Below are 16,348 nucleotides of genomic sequence, written 5' to 3'. Positions count from 1 at the left end.
TGTGGTGTTGGGTTCAGAGAGGACTTATATCTAATACAAAAACCTTTTAAATTAAGAATTTTTTAGCCTTTGTCACCCCACTACAGGATAGTCTTTACCGAGGTATTAAATAGTTTCGAATTAAATTGAATCGCTATGGTCCGTTTAAATTATCTAAGAATTTACTTGGTGATTTCCCTGCTCTTTGGTGGTTTTGGTTTGTTCAGCTCCTGTTCATCAGCAGATGAAATGCCCGAAATCACCCAAGAAGAAATAATGGAAGAAGATGCTGTCGACGAAAATAGGGATACTGAAGAAACCCAAGGAGAATCTTCAATTATTGATGAGGACACGGGCCCAATAACCCAATGTACCGAGGCTGGAACCAATCAAGAAAGGGCAACCGATATAGCCAATCCAGTCAATGTAGGAGCCGTTGACGATAGAAGCTGCTATTCCAACTACAATGAAATTACTATTGACAATACAATTTGGGGCATTTACAATATTACCGATGGATCCAATCACATAGATGCACCAAATACTTTACAGCCCAGAATTGAACGGTCCCTATCAAGGTCCCAGACCACAGGTGTAGGTAGTTTTGCAAAGTTTACTGGTACCGTAAGAATACTGGAAGTTGGCAAAACCGACAATGTAGGCTCGGATGGCACCTACATTATGCAGGCAAAAGGCAAACATACCGGAGGTGGTGGACCTAACGACCCTGCAATTTGCCTCTATTTGGCAAAACCGGTTTATGGTGATGATGGTAATGGCAATCAAGTGCAGCAATCCTTTGATATTTTTAGGGAACAAATCAATTTTAGGGGCGGTTCTGGTGCAGATGGTAGGGAAATTGTCTTCTTGACCAACATAGGGAAAAATGTACCCACCGAAATTGAATTGGAAGTTGGTTTTGCCGAAGACCCGAACGATGCCACCAAAAAAATACACTATGCCAACGCTACTATTGGTGGGGTAGCCTTTAATTGGAACATTCCAGAACCTGAACGCGGTATCCAGTCCGGAATTAGATATGGGGCTTACCGGGTCAAAGGTGGTCGGGCACAAATAAGATGGGCAAATACTACCTATGAAAAAGCGGAAAATGATTAAATTCCATAATCCCTGAATGGCTTCTTTGCCTTAAAAATGCTACCCGGTTTAAGCTGAAACATAGTTAAAAAAGAAAAAAATGACCAGAACCATTCGTTCCGAAGAAATGCATTCCGTACTGTTTTCACTCTTTAAAAAACACGGATTTTCTAAGGAAAAAGCAAAACTGTTGGCAGAGGTACACACCGAAAATACGCTTCACGGGGTAAATTCCCACGGCATTAATCGGGTGCCTTTTTTTATTGAACAGTTGCAACGTGGTTTGGTTAAAAAAGATGCTGAGGCTGAAAAGGTAGAAGGCTTTGGCAGCCTAGAACGCTGGGACGGCAATTTAGGTTCTGGCGTGATCAACGCGGTGAAATGCACCAATCGTGCCATAGCAATGGCCAAAGAAAACGGCATGGGTCTAGTGGCATTGCGTAATACCAACCATTGGATGCGGGCTGGCTATTACGGTTGGATGGCCGCGGAACACAATTGTATTGGTATCCTTTTCACCAATACGGAGCCCAATATGCCCGCTTGGGGCGGTAAGGAGGCACGATTAGGAAACAACCCCTTGGTCATTGCCATTCCTAGAAAAAAAGGCCCTATCGTTCTGGATACGGCCATGACCCAATTCTCTTTTGGTAAAATAAACGAGTACCAATTACGTGGAGAACAACTGCCCTATGATGGTGGGTTTGATGCAGACGGAAATCTTACCAAAAATCCGGAGGATATTTTAACGACCAAAAGCGGACTCCCCATTGGCTATTGGAAAGGCTCTGCCCTGTCCATGGTGTTGGATATGCTTGCCACATTGCTTTCCGCAGGAAGGTCTACCTATAAATTAGGCTTGGAAGAACACGAATATGGGGTCTCACAGATTTTTCTGTGTATGGATGCAGCAACTTTTAAAGATGGAGAGCTACAGGAAAAACTGCTGGAAGAAATCATTTCATATACCAAAGATATTACACCTACCCAACCCGATGGACAAACCTACTATCCCGGTGAAAAATCCCTAGCCAATAAAATTGAAAACGAGAAAAACGGGATGCAGGTCAGTGAAGAAATTTGGAATAGGGTAATCAACCTTTTGAACAACTAAAAATCAAGACCATGAAAAATAGCAGAAGAGACGCCCTTCGTAAATTAACAATGGTGCCCGCACTTGCAGCGGCTCCCAGCTTGTTTGCGGCTTCAAGCAGTAAAAGGGTAACACCTGTTTCCACGGAGCAGCGAGTGCAATACAGCGTTAATGCATACTCGTTCAATGATGAATTTAAAAGCGGGAAAATGGATCTGTTCGATATGATGGAGTTTGCCGCGGATATTGGACTCAATGCCGTGGATTTAACTTCCTACTATTTTTCAACCTATCCAAACCTACCCGATACGGCTGAGATTTTTGCGTTAAAAAAACGTGCGTTGGAATTGGGTTTGAACATCTCATGGACCGGAGTACGGAATAATTTCGTCACCGCAGATGTGACAGCAAGAGAAAAAGACCGACAAATGATCAAAGATTGGTTGGCGATTTCTTCTCAGATAGGTTCCTCCATCTTAAGAATGTTCACGGGTAGGAATATTCCCGAAGGCTACACCAAAGACCAGGTAAAAGCGTGGTTGGTAGAAGAATATAAGTTATGTGCCCAGTATGGGGCAGAAGTTGGGGTCATTGCCGCTTTACAAAACCATAATGAATTTCTGTTTACGGCCGATGAAGTTATCGATATCGTAAAACGGGTGGATTCAGAATGGTTTGGACTTATTCTGGACACTGCGTGCCTGCGCACTACAGCCGACCCCTATGCCGAAGCAGAAAAATTGGCACCTTATGCCAATTATTGGTTTATCAAAGAGCATGTATATCCTAATCAGGAGAAAACACCGACGGATATGGCCAAGATGGCGGCCCTGATAAAAAAACAAGGGTTCCAAGGGTATGTTTCTTTTGAAAGCCTATCGGATGGTGACCCTAAAGTGATTCTTAAAGAAATGTTGGCCGAGTTTCAACGGGAATTCAAGAAAGGTTAGACTTTAAAAACTGGAACCTTCGGTCTTTATCGTAATTTTCTTCATAACCCGCCCATTTAATGCCGGCGTTCAGTTTTTTGGATGACCAACTGTAGTGGCACTAGGCACTAATAGCCCATGCTTTGTAAAAAACTATTTTAGATACGGTTAGTTCAATTGATGTTCTTCAAGTTTCTGGCGGATGAAATCCACATCAGATTTAAGCTTTGAAACCAAAATTTTCTGTTGTTTCAATAGTGATAATCCTTCTTCAGCCGTACTTAGTAATTCGTGCTCCACATGAAGTGTTATCGGCGCAACAATGCCCAAAGTTTTTAGGGTTTTAAAATATAAATCGAAATCGACGATGCCCTCCCCGAGCGGAAGTTTTTTGACTTTCGATTGGCCTCCAGTAACATCCCAAGTAAAATCCTTTATCGCGAGCGAACCTATGTTTTCCGCCAATAGGTGCATAGAAGTTAGCCACGATTTGTTTCCTTCGCAGACCGCATGTCGAATATCAAACTGATTGCTCATCCACGCTTTGGGGATATCATCTAGCACTTGCGCTAAATCCCACATTGAAGCTCCGAACCAAGTTCCTGCATGATTTTGATAGCCTCCTTGAATTCCTATACGTTTATTCATTTCTGCAAGTGCTACCATTTCGTCTTTTATCTTTTCAATGGAAGATCGCACCCCCAGCCCAATATCATATTTATAGTACCCCAAACGATAATGTTTAATTCCATTTTGGGCAGCGGTGGACAAAACCGTTTCAGCCAATTGATCATCAGCCTTCGTAATGTTGCTTACCATCATCTCAATGGCTAGTCCCTTTTTATTTGCCATTTCAACAAATTTGGGCAAATCATGTTCTACGCGCTCTGGCAGCACACAACCTTTAGGCCTAACGGTGGAATCTAATCCATCAAACCCTACCATTTTTAGCGTATCCATCGTAAATTCCCAGTCATATTTATCGAGTGGTTTGGTAAAGAAATTAATGGGATACCATTTTGACTTGTGCATTTTTTTTGGTCCTGCAAAGACCTTTGAAAAAGGAACAGCAGCTGCTGCGAGCGCTGTTTGTTTTATGAATTTTCTTCGATTTTGCATACGAGTCTTTATGAGTTGGTTTGCTATTCAAGCTGTGGTAATCATTTACGGTATGAACGATTTAAAATACTTAATATCAATGTGTTGTACTTAGTTTTGTTTGTATAAGGAGTATTGTTTACATGGAGGGTAAGCCTTTGGTTCCTTTAATCCATCTCCCTAGAAAATTGAAGCATCCAATCGACCAGTTCCACCGAGCTAAAAACGGCCGCGTTTCCTTGGGCATGATTCGCGCCTGGAAATTCTGTATGCCTCACATGCTTGTTCCCCGCTGCCCTTAAGCGCTCCACCATCATTTTAATACCAGTAGCTCTATCTCCATCATCCCCGCCTGCCATGCCCCAAATCGGTAGGTTTACCAAGCGCTTGGCATCACCTTTATCACCAGCTGAGAAACCGCAGGGCGCGGCTGCCGCAAAACGATTTGATGATTCATTTATCCAAGCCCAGGTACCCCGACCACCCATGCTATGCCCCATCACATAAACACGGTTCGCATCAATTTCTTGATAGTTCTTCAATACATAATCAAGCATCACATTCAGTGAATTCACATCCCAATCGGCCGCCGTGTTCGGCTCCAGTAAAACCAACTCTTTTTGGGCCAATTCTGCTAGCCTCAGACCTTTCACTTTCGCTGACCGGGCAAGTTGTTGTTGTAGGCTCATTTCTTTACCTCCGCCCCCATGCAAGGAAATAAGTAAGGGTAATTTTCCGCCAGGCTTCTTCACAGGAAACGCCAAAAAGGCAATCTTCTTCAGTTTCCCCAATCTTTGCTGCAGTGAATCTGGCCATTCAACAAGCGTAACATCGATATTCTCAAAACGATTGTTTATTTCGTCCAAGGTTCTATGGAGTGTTGGATTTGAAATGGAGTCCGCCATCGTCTTTTCTTCCTCGGATGGAATTCCGTTTTGTGCCCATAAGGTGGTAACACAACATAGATAAAGTAAAATTGAACTGATTTTTTTCATGATTCTTAGTGAATTTTATTTTTCGCTCAAAATGAGTGATTTGGATGTGTTACCTAAAGCCTTGACACGCTCTGTTGATGGTACTAGTACGATATTTTACTATTCCAATATTTCCAATTGTGCTATTATTTGTTCTTCGGTTACCGGATACCCCTTACCCATTCTCAAGGTTTGATAAACATCTTCGAAGACATTCATATAATTTGCCTTCTGTGCGGCGATTTTCTCTTGCTTTTTTAATCCATTGGAATCTATAGTTGTTAGTATTCCTTCACTTTCCGGTAATTCAACACCAAACAATTCATTGTCAGGCTTCATTCCCTCATTTAATTGATTTTCCTGAACATCAGTTCTGTGCTTTTTAAAGGTTCCCATGGTTCCATTCAGTACAAATGCCGGTTGAGGGTCCGCAACCAATAAACTGATGGTTACAAACACTCGCAAGTTATTAGGATACAATAAATGCACATGTTCATAATCATTTACTTGAGAGTTGGGACGAACAGATGAGGAGTGTTTAGACCATTTTAAGGGTATTCCGAATAATGAAATTATTCCATCTATAGGGTGCGCACCCAAATTATAAATCACACCATTTCCAGGTGCAGGGTCCTCCTTCCAGCTATTTTCAACAATAGCGGTTCTAAACCTATCGTATCTAAAATGCACCTCAACCAAATTTCCAAGCTTTCCGGATTCGACAACTTCCTTCACCGAGAGAAAATCGGAATCATACCTTCGGTTTTGATAGGGCAGTAAGAATACACCCTTTTTTTTCGCCTCTTTAAATAATTGTTTTGCCTCAGCGGCCGTCGTGGTAAAAGGTTTATCGATCAGCACATGCTTATTGGCCTTAATTGCTTTTAAAGCGAATTCAAAATGTGTTTCATTAGGTGTATTTACAACTACAAGCTCAATGGATTCATCCGATAAAAGCGCATCAAAGGAATTGTAACTCTTTACATTTTCATAATCCAAATGCACCTTTTTTTTAGATCGCTCTACAACCGCAGAAAATTCAAATTGAGGATGACACCTAAGAAAAGGTGCATGAAACAAGCTGCCAGACATTCCAAAGGCAGCTATTCCGGTCTTGATTGTGTTGTTCATAGTTTTATATTCCAGCCCTGCAACTTACAATACAAAGCGTAATTCGTCAATCTCATTCCTGAGAGTTTCCAAAATGTATTCTTGTCAATTTCAACTCCATTGAGCTATTCGTATTGCTCAAAACGAGTTTTTTGGATGCGTTAGCTGAAAGCTTGATTCCCTAAAACCAGCAAACTGCGAGACAATAGCTTCATATTCTTCATCTTCATATCCAATACTCCCCATGCGAAATGCGGGGGCAATAATCTCTGGTTGATAGGGAACCACTTGCTTGTAATGCCAGACCCTTGGGGGTAGCCCTTCTGGTACTACCTCGACATAAGGTCGCAGGAATTCCAACGCTCGCTTGACGCTGCGACCATCTTCCGTCTGGTAGCTCCACAAATCCACTCCGACCCATTCGCCAAGAATCGCAAGCTCGGTGAGCCCCGTCAAATTCATTTCGGAGTAATTAAAGGACTTGGTACGACGCAGTTCCATGGGTTGGGCCCCATCTGGTTCTATTTGAAGCGCGATGCGGTTTTCTTTCACTGACTCCAGCTTTTCACGAGCTAGGTCTTGCTGGCCCAGAGCTAGTGCCATGCGAACCACCCGCACATCGAACATGGTGCCGTGGTTCTGCCTCATTTGTACCTCTTCACGACCGTACTCGCTATTCATAAACCAATCCAAAAAGTCCGTTATCCAAATCTCCAGTGCTTTTCGGTCCTCTTCTTTCCAATGAATTGACCCATCCAATAGACCCGCAGCATCCACCGCTTGCACAACGCCACCCGCTTCTATCATTCCAATGTACCGCCCTTCGTTTCTACCGGGCACAGCTTGGGCATATTGAAGGTGCGGGTTCATCCGCGTTTCGGGGTCGATAAACCAAACCCGAAGGCATCGCGCTGCATGGGCAGCGTAGGACTCATTGCCAGTTAGGTAATACGCTAGGGCGAGCGATTCTACCAAGTGACCAATCTGTTGTCCCCGTGAATAGTCTGCAAAATCCGAATCTCTGGATTCCGGATTGATTACTCCGTCCTTTGGCAAGTGAGGTAGCCCGTCCGATTTCGATGGGTCCGGCCAAAGGTAGGGCGCCTGGGTATAGTAGTCATTCAGATCGCCAGTGACAGGATGCCGTTTTTTATCGGTTACCGTTGGAGGTTTTGCCGTTAAAGCTTCATCAGCGGTTTTTACCAGGGCTTCGTAGGCCGGCATAAGGGAGGATTCATCTTGGGAAATGGCTTGCTTCACCTTGGGTAAGGCTCCACGTCTTGCCCCGAAGAAACGAGGACTTTCCGTGTCAGCCGAGGCCGACTTGTCTTGTGCAAAATCCGCTTGCGGAAGAACCATTAAAAACAGGATTGCCAATAGCGAGAAACGTGATGGTACCATCTCATTCATCATTTTAGTCATTTAGTTATTGCCTCCTTTGATTCCATTAATTCACTACGTGTGCCATCTAAATCGTGTACATTGAACAGCCAACGGTTGCTGCGGCCAATCATGGGTTCATAGCGTTCAAGATCGGGCAAGGCATTGAACAACATATCACGATGCGCCTTTTGAATATCATCTGTCAATAGGCACATATGGTGCATATTACCCATTTGGTTTCGACTTGGTTTCATATCGTTTATAAGAATATACTCAACGTAGTCGCCTCTCTCTCCCGGCATCTGCATATTTACCCAAGCATCCGGACCACCATCCTCACGTGATCCTCGCCATAATGAGCTTCAAACCTATCTTCTTTTGAGCGTCTAAAATAAACATCTGATAATTGCTTTATTTTATTCACCTTTAAGCCTATTTTTTCCTCTTTACATATTTTTTTAGCCTAAAACCAACTTGATTATATTTTCTTTGTCACCGTATGTGAGCCTAATTTGGTAGCATAAATTCTCATTTTTGAGTAATCAATACCAAGGCCAAACAGACAAAAGTATTGAAATGAGTAAAGGAAAATCACCTTATTGGATTTTTATTTTCATGTTACTGTTCATGTGTGTGACCATTGGGTTAGAATATTTAAACAGGCCAGTAAGTGTTGAACCAGATGGTGATGTGGTGAAATCACTAAATACCGAAGATATTATTTCTCACTTTAAAGACAATAAAAAAAAGGCCCAAACGGAATTTGTAGAACAAGTAATAGCAGTAAAAGGAACGGTCAAGAACATTAATTTTTTAAACAACCGTCATACAATAACCCTTAAAAGCAAACGATATCAAGATCATTTTGTTATTTGTGATATTTCACCAAAGTACAAAGAGACATTAAAAAGTCTTAAAACAGAGGACACCATTACTTTAGTGGGTGTTTGTAAAGGCTATTTAATTGATGTAATTATGTTAAATTGCGTTCCAATCAATGAAAACACCGATCCATAAAACACTGTTCTTATTGGCAATGCTCCATTTTGGAGTCCATTCCCAAGAGAGCAATGAAATTATTGCACGACAGGGCAGCGTGTCCTTCTTTTCCTATACCTCAGTCGAGGATATCGAGGCGACAAATAACCAAGTATTGAGTATCATAGATGTGCCGAAAGGGGAGATTTTGGTGAATATGTTGATGAGGGCCTTTGTTTTTAAAAAGGCGTTGATGGAAGAGCACTTTAACGAAAGTTATGTGGAATCGGACCTTTATCCCGAGTTAACCTTCATCGGAAAGATTCAAGATATGAAAAATCCCAAATTGGAAAACGGTACTTATTTGGTAAGTGGAGAAATGGATTTTCATGGGGTAAAAAAGGAAATAGAACTAAAGATCAAGGTCAGTAAAACACCAGACAGTACGGTTTTTCAAGGACAATTTGAAGTTCCGGTCAAAGATTTCAATATCAAAATACCCGCATTACTTTCTCCCAACATCGCTAAGAACATACAAGTAGAATTTAGATTTGAATATTTTCCATATGAATAGGTCAGCTAACATAATTTTTGTTTTTGTGTGCTTTTTGGGCCTATCTAAAGTAAGCGCACAAGAGAATCTATTGGATATTTTGAACAAGGAACGTAAGGACACCACGCTACTTACAATGGCCACCTTCAAGAACACAAGACTCTCTGTGGCCCAATCGGTGGAAACGCGTAAAAAAGGAGCCTTACAGCTCTATTTCGGTACACGTTATTGGAATATACCCATGGAAGAGCCACGAAATAGTTTTCTGGTAGATCGTTTTTCAGCACAATTTGGTTTTGACTATGCCTTTACCGATAGGTTCACCACCTCATTTTCCGTAAATACTTTTGATGGGGTTTTAAACGGCTTTTTAAAGTATCGGTTGCTACGTCAAACGGATGACAATAAGGTACCTTTTGGTATAACAGCGCTTCAGAGTACCACATTGTTGACTCGAGAGTACAATGGTATTCGCCTACCACGAATGCAGTCTGACCGTTTTTTCTTTACCCAACAGTTGATTATTGCCAGAAAGTTCAATAGAAATCTGTCACTTCAAGTAGCACCGACATACATTCATGCTACTTGGCCGCAACCTACCTTAGGGCGAACGGACTTTTTCGCGTTAGGTCTAGGAGGGCGTTATCGTATCGGAAAGCATACCGAATTAACCAGCGAATACCATTGGGTAGGGAATCGAGACCAAGGTCCGGAAGGCTACAATTCATTTGCTATCGGGTTAAACTGGGAAATTGGTGACGTTACCATGCAAATGCATATGACCAATACCAAAAGTTTTGACGAGGCCTCGAGTATTCTTTTGACACCCAACAATTTTAATTTTGAAGATGGAGGCTTACATATTGGGGTGAACGCCATTTTTATTCTTCACTTGAAAAAACAAAAGCTAAAATAAAAAGCTAGCTATTCAACCATTGTTTGAATTCTGCAGCCTTGTTTTTTCCAATGATGATATCCAATTCTGAATTTGGATTGACCACGATTTTCAATTGGTTGTTGCCGTAGCGGATAATTTTATCTATCGCAGTGATGGCAATGATAAATTGACGGTTGGCCCGATAGAAGTAATTGCTGTCAAAACCAGAATATAGCTCGTCAAGACTACTATTGGTCGTTGAACGCTTACCAGTCATATCGACTACGTAGGTTATCGTGTTTTCGGTATAAATGAAAGCGATGTCTTCGACGGAAACCGTTAAGAGTTCATTACGTAAATAGGTGAGAATCCGTTTTTTGTTCGTTTCTTTTACTTCTTGGTCTTCCTCACTACTAATCTCTTCAACTTTAGGTTTCTCTTCAATGACCCGTTTTTTATACTTGCCCAAATCACTATTGAGTTTGGCCAAATTGATGACCTCGCTTTCTAATTCTTGGTTCTTGGTTTCCAACCTTTTTTCATAAACACTCCCAATTAATCGAACCATGAATACCGAAGAAAGAATCATGATAAAACCCATAACGCTGAACAGCAAATAAAAATGGTCACGAAGGCTTTGGAATCGTTGCAAAATCAAACCAATGTTGGCATGTGAAGCGACCAACCAGTCTGAATTTGGAACTGCGTTGAGGTGAATAATTTCTGAAGCATCCTGTGAAGAATTTCCTTTTTTTACCAAATCGAACAATTGGTCGGCGGTAAATTCACCATCCACAGCAATATTGGCCGAGTTATTTTGGTCAATAGTCGTTCCGATTTGTGGGCGATTCGGATGGCAGATTACCTTTCCAGACCAATCAATAATGCTAATAAACCCCAGGGATTCTTTGTTGGAGTTATTTATGGCATTTTGTAAGGTATCGATAAAGTCCTTTTTTTCGATACCATTTTCAAGTTGGATTCCAATCAATATTGAAATTTCACGTGCTTCCCTTTTACTGGATTCCAATTGTGAACTCAACATTTCATTTGCACTCGCTTGAACAAAGTATTGTGTGGCAAAACCACCTATAATTACAAAAATAATGGCTATGGATAAAAATGTATATAGGTATAATCGGTCTTTGCGCATAATTTAAAAAGTTGCTTTTGGCTCAATTTTCAGGCCAATAAATATAGTAATCTACATTAGTTCTTAAAGAAAGCCCAAAACTTTCAATTCCATGCTGTATTAAAGTGGTTTTTATTAAAAACCTAGTAAACACATTGCTTTCCAAAGAAAGGAATTATTCCGTTTTAAAGCTCAAAATTCCGTTTCACACATAATTAGTGGTATGTAGGCCCTTGTTGTGACTTCATTTGCACCGTAAACGAATTTTAATCCAAAAATATAATTGTTATGAAAAAGAATTTTTTAAGAATGGCTGCCCTATCATTGTTGGTAATGGCATGTTCTGAAGACGACAATGAAGTGGTAACACTTCCACCAGATGAAGGAATGCAGGAGGAGCCTGCACCACAGCCCACTGGTCAAGCTTCATTCGTTCTGAATGAGGTGGAGTACTTAGGAGATCGAGTGGAAATTTTCAACAATGGTAATGCAACCGGTAATCTTAGTGGCTATTTTCTATGTCTTGGTCCAGGTGCTTATGGACAAATTGGTAACCTCACTACAGAGGGAAATATAAACTTAGCACAGGGCGAATACTTGACCGTATTTTTTGAGACCCCAAGAAATTCTGGGGGCCTAGGGCTTTATTCATCCAATCAGTTCACAAATGCAGAAGCCATGGTAGATTTTGTGCAATGGGGCGAAGGTGGAAATGCTCGCGAGAATGTTGCGGTAGATGCTGGTCTTTGGACGGCAGGCGAATTTGTTCCTGTCAGCGGGAATGCTGAAAACACTATTATTTATGATGGTGAAGGTAACGGTGTGGCCAACTGGTCAGAAACTGGTACAGAAACCTTTGGTGCGGCAAATGAATTAACCATGCCAGCAGAGGCTAAGGCAATGATTGTTATCAATGAGGTTCAATACGGGAACTTGAATCAAGTGGAAATTTGGAACAATGGCTCAAATGCTATCGACCTCAGTGATTTTTGGTTGTGTCTTGGCCCAGGTCAATATTCAAGAATTGGAACCATAGAACCAGTATCTGGTTCAATAACATTGGGAGCAGGTGAATTCTTGGTATTGCCATATGAAATGCCCGACGAGCAAGGTGGTTTAGGTTTTTACTCAACCAATGAGTTTACCAATGCCGAAGCCATTGTAGATTTCGTACAATGGGGAGCTCCTGGTGCTGCTCGTGAGAATGTAGCTGTTGAAGCAGGTATCTGGACAGCTGGTGAGTTTGTACCTACCGTAGGTCTTTCAGCCAGTATAGAATATGACGGCGAAGGTGATTCAGCTTCTGATTGGTCAGAAGAGGCTATTCCTTCTTTAGGAGCCGGTAATGCGACTGAAGCTCGCACCACTACATTCAATGTTACCATCAGTAATGTTGCCAACTATTTTAATGCCCATGTTTTTAATACGCCTGTAGGCGCTTCAGAGCCCGGTCCGTTAACAGAGGAAGGTGGCCAATATGTGCTCGAGTTTAATGCCGTACCTGGTGCAAAAATTTCGCCAGTAACCATGATGGGTAACAGTAACGATTGGTTCTTAGCACCAGAAGATTTTAGTGGTATTGACCTTTGGGAAAATGGTGCAGCCCTTAATGGAGTAGATATCGCGAGTGAGTTGGTACTATACGATTTGGGTACTGAGGCTGATAATGACCCTGCCTCTTTCCCTCCTGCGGGTGCTAATGTTGGCCCTGATGATCCAAACCCAGCAACTCGATTAGTGGACCGTAATGGTAATCGCGGTGACTTTTACCTTTCCGCAATTTTGGATTACGAAGCTGGTGACGGTTCTTCTGCAGGTACATTTACCCTTACCATTACCAAAAAAGCCACTGATTTTGTTGTGACACCTGGTATAGTGGTATTGCACGCCTTGGAGAATCCATTGTTCACATTGGGTGAAGAAGATAGGGGTGTAGGTCTAGAGGCGATTGCCGAAGATGGTAACCCAATGCCATTGTACAACTGGTTTCATGAGGCAGGTGAGCAAGGAGCGCCACTGCGTTTGGCATCCTCAATAAGCGTGTTCTCACCTGGTATTGTTTATGCCTTTAATGGTGATAGAGACCCCTTTGTATTGCAAGGTGAAACCAATAATCCCAACAACGGATTGGAAGAAATTGCAGAAGATGGAAATAACAGTGTTGCAGTATCTTATTTAGAAGGTCTTGGAATACCAGTGGCTGCAAGTAACGAGACTACCCCTGTTGGTCCTGGTGGTGCTTTGACCTTTACATTGACTGTTCCTGAAGGTCAAAACTTCAAATTCGGTTATTCAACAATGTTCGTGAACTCCAATGATTGGTTCTTGGCTTATAACAATGCTGGTTACCCATTGTTCGATGAAAACGGAGTTCCGGTATCGGGAACAGGTGCTAGCGAGAAATCATACATGTACGATTCAGGTACTGAAATCGATGAGCCCGTTGGCTTTGGCATCTATCAGGCCCCAAGACAGTCGGGAGCTGATGAAGGTCCTGCTGATGAGAACACAACTGTTCGTCGTGTGAGCGAGCTAAATGATGTTCAGTTTGGAAAAGGACTGATTTCAAGTGGACCAGGTGTTGTTTGGTTAGGAGACCCTAGAGGTGGTTACAATTTAGTTCGTGTAGAAATACAACCGCAATAGAATTCATTTTAGTGTATTCATAGTTTTTGGTTAATTGTTGGCCGGGGAGGTTTCTCTCCGGCTTTTTTTATTGGTCTATAAATTTTTGATAAATATCCCTTAAATCGAATTCCCAATCCCCACCAAGACAACCGATAATAGTATGGTCATAATTCCAAGTACAATTGTTGTTTTGGTTTTTTGTGTCACTCCCTTCCATTCCTTTCGATATATACCCCATAAATTGGCGGTCAGAATAATGGTGGACATGTGTAAAATCCACGAACTGGCCCCATTGCCCAGTTTGCTTTCGCCCATACCGTAAAAGAAAAACTGTAAGAACCAGATAGTTCCCGCTAAAGAAGCAAATAGGATATTTTTGCTTATTGGAGAATCGCTATTGGTAAAATCGCTATATGATTTGTTTTTAACGCTCAGCATTGTGGTCCAAAACAGGTTGGTGGTGAGTCCGCCCCAAAGGATGACCACAAAAGTGACGTTATTGGCAAATAGGGCATCATGGCCCGATGCTACGGCAGCTTCTGCTAAGGGTTTACCCGATTCAATCCCAAAATTGAAAAAGGCACTTAAAATTCCAGAGAGTATGGCCACAAATAAGCCCTTTACAAGGTTGAACTCCGCGACGGTTTTCTTTTTTTCTGCTTCGGAAAGTTGCTTTTCTTTTAGCATTCCAGCCTTGCCGCAAACCGCAATGCCCAAAATACAGACAACCACCCCCAAGAGTACAATCTGACCACCCGTAGATGCCAACATTTCGGTAAAAGTCACCTTCCCGTCAGTCGGAACTAGATTGTAATAAATCGGCGGAACCAATGCCCCAAAGGCTGCGCAAAAGCCGAGCACAACAGAATTACCTAAGGACATGCCCAAGTATCGTATGCCCAATCCGTAGGAGAGTCCACCTACGCCCCAAAGCAGACCCATCAAAAATGTAAAAAACAAGATGCTACCGGAAGCAGTACCAATAATTTCCATAAAATTGGGTACGGTCAACCAGGCTGCAATCGGGGGCACAATAAGCCATGACATGAGGCCACCTATCAACCAATAACTTTCCCACGCCCAGCCTTTCACTTTGTTATAAGGCATGTAAAAACTACCTGCGGCAATACCGCCCAACGAATGAAATAAAACCCCTAAAATTGCTTGCATACGACGCTATTAAAGTTTTTCAATGTATTCTGGATTTAACTCTGTGGGTATGGGGGCGTTGGTTTCTTCCCACCAATTTTTCAATAACCGTAAAAGTTCTTCTCTTTTTTCGGGATGGGTTTCCGCTAGATTGTTGCGTTCCCCAATATCCTCAGCAAGATTGTACAATTCCATACCATTATCTTCAAAGTAGTAATGCAATTTCCAATCACCCTGTCGAACTACGGAACCCGGGCGCGTTCTAAACAAGGAATCCCTTGTTTCATTATCATTAACATTATAGGCTTGTAGGTATATGGGGAAATGCCAAAATAGGGGGCGTTCCAAAGTTTTGATTTTCTTCTCTAAAACATCAGATAAATTAGCACCGTCAAATGTTATGGAAGTATTTTGAATACCTGCATATTCCAAGATGGTTGGAAAAATATCCAGATTGGATATAGGAATATCACTTTTACCATTCGGTTTTATCTTTTCTTTCAACACAAAGAAAAAAGGTTCCCTAATACCTCCTTCATAATAACTGCCTTTTCCTGCCCGCAACGGTTTCTGCTTGGTCACGCCGTACAGACCCCCATTATCCGAGGTAAAAACCAGCATCGTATTTTCAAAAACATGCTTCTCTCTTAGCTTTTGAATGAGCAAGCCAATATTTCTGTCCAGATTATCAACCATGGTGGCATATTCCGCATTGCCCTGTCCTTCCCAAGACGTCTTGTTCCGATAGATGGGCAAAAGACTATCCACGGGCATAATGGGCACATGTACCGCATAGGGGGAATAATTAAGAAAAAATGGTTTCTGTACCGTATCCAAAAAGCCTAAAGCCTTTTCCATGATTAAATCGGTAAGATATGCTGCCTTACCATCTTCAATTTTCACATTCCCGTAAGGCGGAAGGTAGCTCTTTGGCAAACCGTTATGGCCACCGCCTATATTAACATCAAAACCATATTCAAGCGGATTTTTGCTCAGATGCCATTTTCCCGCATGACAGTTGGTATAGCCATTTTCCTGTAAAACGATTGGCAATATCCTGTGTTCCTTACCTAAGGTATGGGTGTTTTTTGTAGGAATAAGTTTTCTGTCTTTTGCTTTGCCTCGTTCCGATGAGTTAACCGTATACACACCATGCCTGGGCGTCCACTGCCCTGTCATTAAACAGGCCCTACTCGGGGCACAATTGGAAGCGGAAGCGTAGCCATTGGTAAAGATCATACCTTGGCTGGCCAACCCATCTATATTGGGGGTTTCGTAATACTCGCTCCCCATAAAACCCACATCTTTCCAACCCATATCATCTACATTGATGATAATGATATTGGGCTTCATTGATTTTTTTGAAG

The 16,348-nt window shown here is 42.0% G+C and carries 14 protein-coding genes; 7 read left to right on the top strand and 7 right to left on the bottom strand.

The features are described 5' to 3' along the window. Positions 1-135: 135 nt before the first annotated feature. The 3 genes from HCO57_RS00710 to HCO57_RS00700 all read left to right on the top strand — a co-directional run bounded on the left by HCO57_RS00710 (position 136) and on the right by HCO57_RS00700 (position 3,120). Positions 136-1,098 carry a hypothetical protein gene (locus tag HCO57_RS00710; RefSeq protein WP_167987400.1) on the top strand — a complete coding sequence of 321 codons (963 nt, stop codon included), beginning with the start codon at positions 136-138 and terminating at the stop codon, positions 1,096-1,098. Positions 1,099-1,177: 79 nt separating this feature from the next. Beyond that, positions 1,178-2,191 carry a 3-dehydro-L-gulonate 2-dehydrogenase gene (yiaK, locus tag HCO57_RS00705; RefSeq protein ID WP_209065906.1) on the top strand — a complete coding sequence of 338 codons (1,014 nt, stop codon included), beginning with the start codon at positions 1,178-1,180 and terminating at the stop codon, positions 2,189-2,191. Positions 2,192-2,202: 11 nt separating this feature from the next. Further along, complete coding sequence (locus HCO57_RS00700) at positions 2,203-3,120, top strand: sugar phosphate isomerase/epimerase family protein (RefSeq protein ID WP_167987399.1); 918 nt, start codon at positions 2,203-2,205, stop codon at positions 3,118-3,120. Positions 3,121-3,267: 147 nt separating this feature from the next. Here the strand turns inward: HCO57_RS00700 and HCO57_RS00695 are convergent, their stop codons facing one another. From HCO57_RS00695 to HCO57_RS00680, 4 genes are all read right to left on the bottom strand, one after another. Beyond that, a complete protein-coding gene (locus HCO57_RS00695) occupies positions 3,268-4,218 on the bottom strand; it encodes a sugar phosphate isomerase/epimerase family protein (RefSeq protein WP_167987398.1) in 951 nt (316 codons plus the stop codon). Between the two features lie 146 nt (positions 4,219-4,364). Continuing rightward, positions 4,365-5,192, bottom strand: coding sequence for a prolyl oligopeptidase family serine peptidase (locus HCO57_RS00690; protein WP_167987397.1), 828 nt, complete (start codon positions 5,190-5,192; stop codon positions 4,365-4,367). Positions 5,193-5,291: 99 nt separating this feature from the next. Beyond that, entirely contained in the window at positions 5,292-6,302 is a 1,011-nt protein-coding gene (locus HCO57_RS00685; protein ID WP_167987396.1) for a Gfo/Idh/MocA family oxidoreductase, read from the bottom strand. Between the two features lie 117 nt (positions 6,303-6,419). After that, a complete protein-coding gene (locus tag HCO57_RS00680; RefSeq protein WP_167987395.1) occupies positions 6,420-7,694 on the bottom strand; it encodes an alginate lyase family protein in 1,275 nt (424 codons plus the stop codon). A gap of 504 nt (positions 7,695-8,198) precedes the next feature. On the opposite strand from HCO57_RS00680, the gene HCO57_RS00675 reads away from it, so the two are divergent. Genes HCO57_RS00675 through HCO57_RS00665 form a run of 3 tightly spaced genes read left to right on the top strand, consistent with a single transcriptional unit; the run spans position 8,199 to position 10,111 of the window. Beyond that, entirely contained in the window at positions 8,199-8,681 is a 483-nt protein-coding gene (locus tag HCO57_RS00675) for an OB-fold protein (protein WP_167987394.1), read from the top strand. After that, the gene (locus HCO57_RS00670) at positions 8,662-9,216 is read left to right on the top strand and encodes a YceI family protein (protein WP_209065904.1); all 555 of its coding nucleotides are present in this window, start codon (positions 8,662-8,664) and stop codon (positions 9,214-9,216) included. Before HCO57_RS00675 ends, HCO57_RS00670 begins: the two co-directional genes overlap by 20 nt. Beyond that, complete coding sequence (locus tag HCO57_RS00665; RefSeq protein WP_167987393.1) at positions 9,209-10,111, top strand: DUF5777 family beta-barrel protein; 903 nt, start codon at positions 9,209-9,211, stop codon at positions 10,109-10,111. Before HCO57_RS00670 ends, HCO57_RS00665 begins: the two co-directional genes overlap by 8 nt. A gap of 4 nt (positions 10,112-10,115) precedes the next feature. Here HCO57_RS00665 and HCO57_RS00660 read toward each other — a convergent pair whose 3' ends face one another. Then, positions 10,116-11,225, bottom strand: coding sequence for a LytR/AlgR family response regulator transcription factor (locus HCO57_RS00660; protein ID WP_167987392.1), 1,110 nt, complete (start codon positions 11,223-11,225; stop codon positions 10,116-10,118). Positions 11,226-11,492: 267 nt separating this feature from the next. Here HCO57_RS00660 and HCO57_RS00655 point away from each other — a divergent pair, with 267 nt between their 5' ends. Next, positions 11,493-13,850 carry a spondin domain-containing protein gene (locus tag HCO57_RS00655; protein ID WP_167987391.1) on the top strand — a complete coding sequence of 786 codons (2,358 nt, stop codon included), beginning with the start codon at positions 11,493-11,495 and terminating at the stop codon, positions 13,848-13,850. Between the two features lie 99 nt (positions 13,851-13,949). Here the strand turns inward: HCO57_RS00655 and rhaT are convergent, their stop codons facing one another. Together rhaT and HCO57_RS00645 are read right to left on the bottom strand one after the other, a co-directional pair. Next, positions 13,950-15,002 (bottom strand): L-rhamnose/proton symporter RhaT, encoded by a 1,053-nt coding sequence (rhaT, locus tag HCO57_RS00650; protein ID WP_167987390.1) that lies wholly within the window; start codon positions 15,000-15,002, stop codon positions 13,950-13,952. A gap of 9 nt (positions 15,003-15,011) precedes the next feature. Then, complete coding sequence (locus tag HCO57_RS00645) at positions 15,012-16,334, bottom strand: sulfatase (RefSeq protein WP_245167515.1); 1,323 nt, start codon at positions 16,332-16,334, stop codon at positions 15,012-15,014. Positions 16,335-16,348: the final 14 nt, after the last annotated feature.

Origin of the sequence: Croceivirga sp. JEA036, assembly GCF_011882165.1 — a bacterium.
In the GTDB taxonomy this organism is placed as follows: Bacteria; Bacteroidota; Bacteroidia; order Flavobacteriales; family Flavobacteriaceae; genus Croceivirga.
Note: the sequence above shows the minus strand (reverse complement) of the source record. Positions and strands in the feature narration are given on the sequence as shown.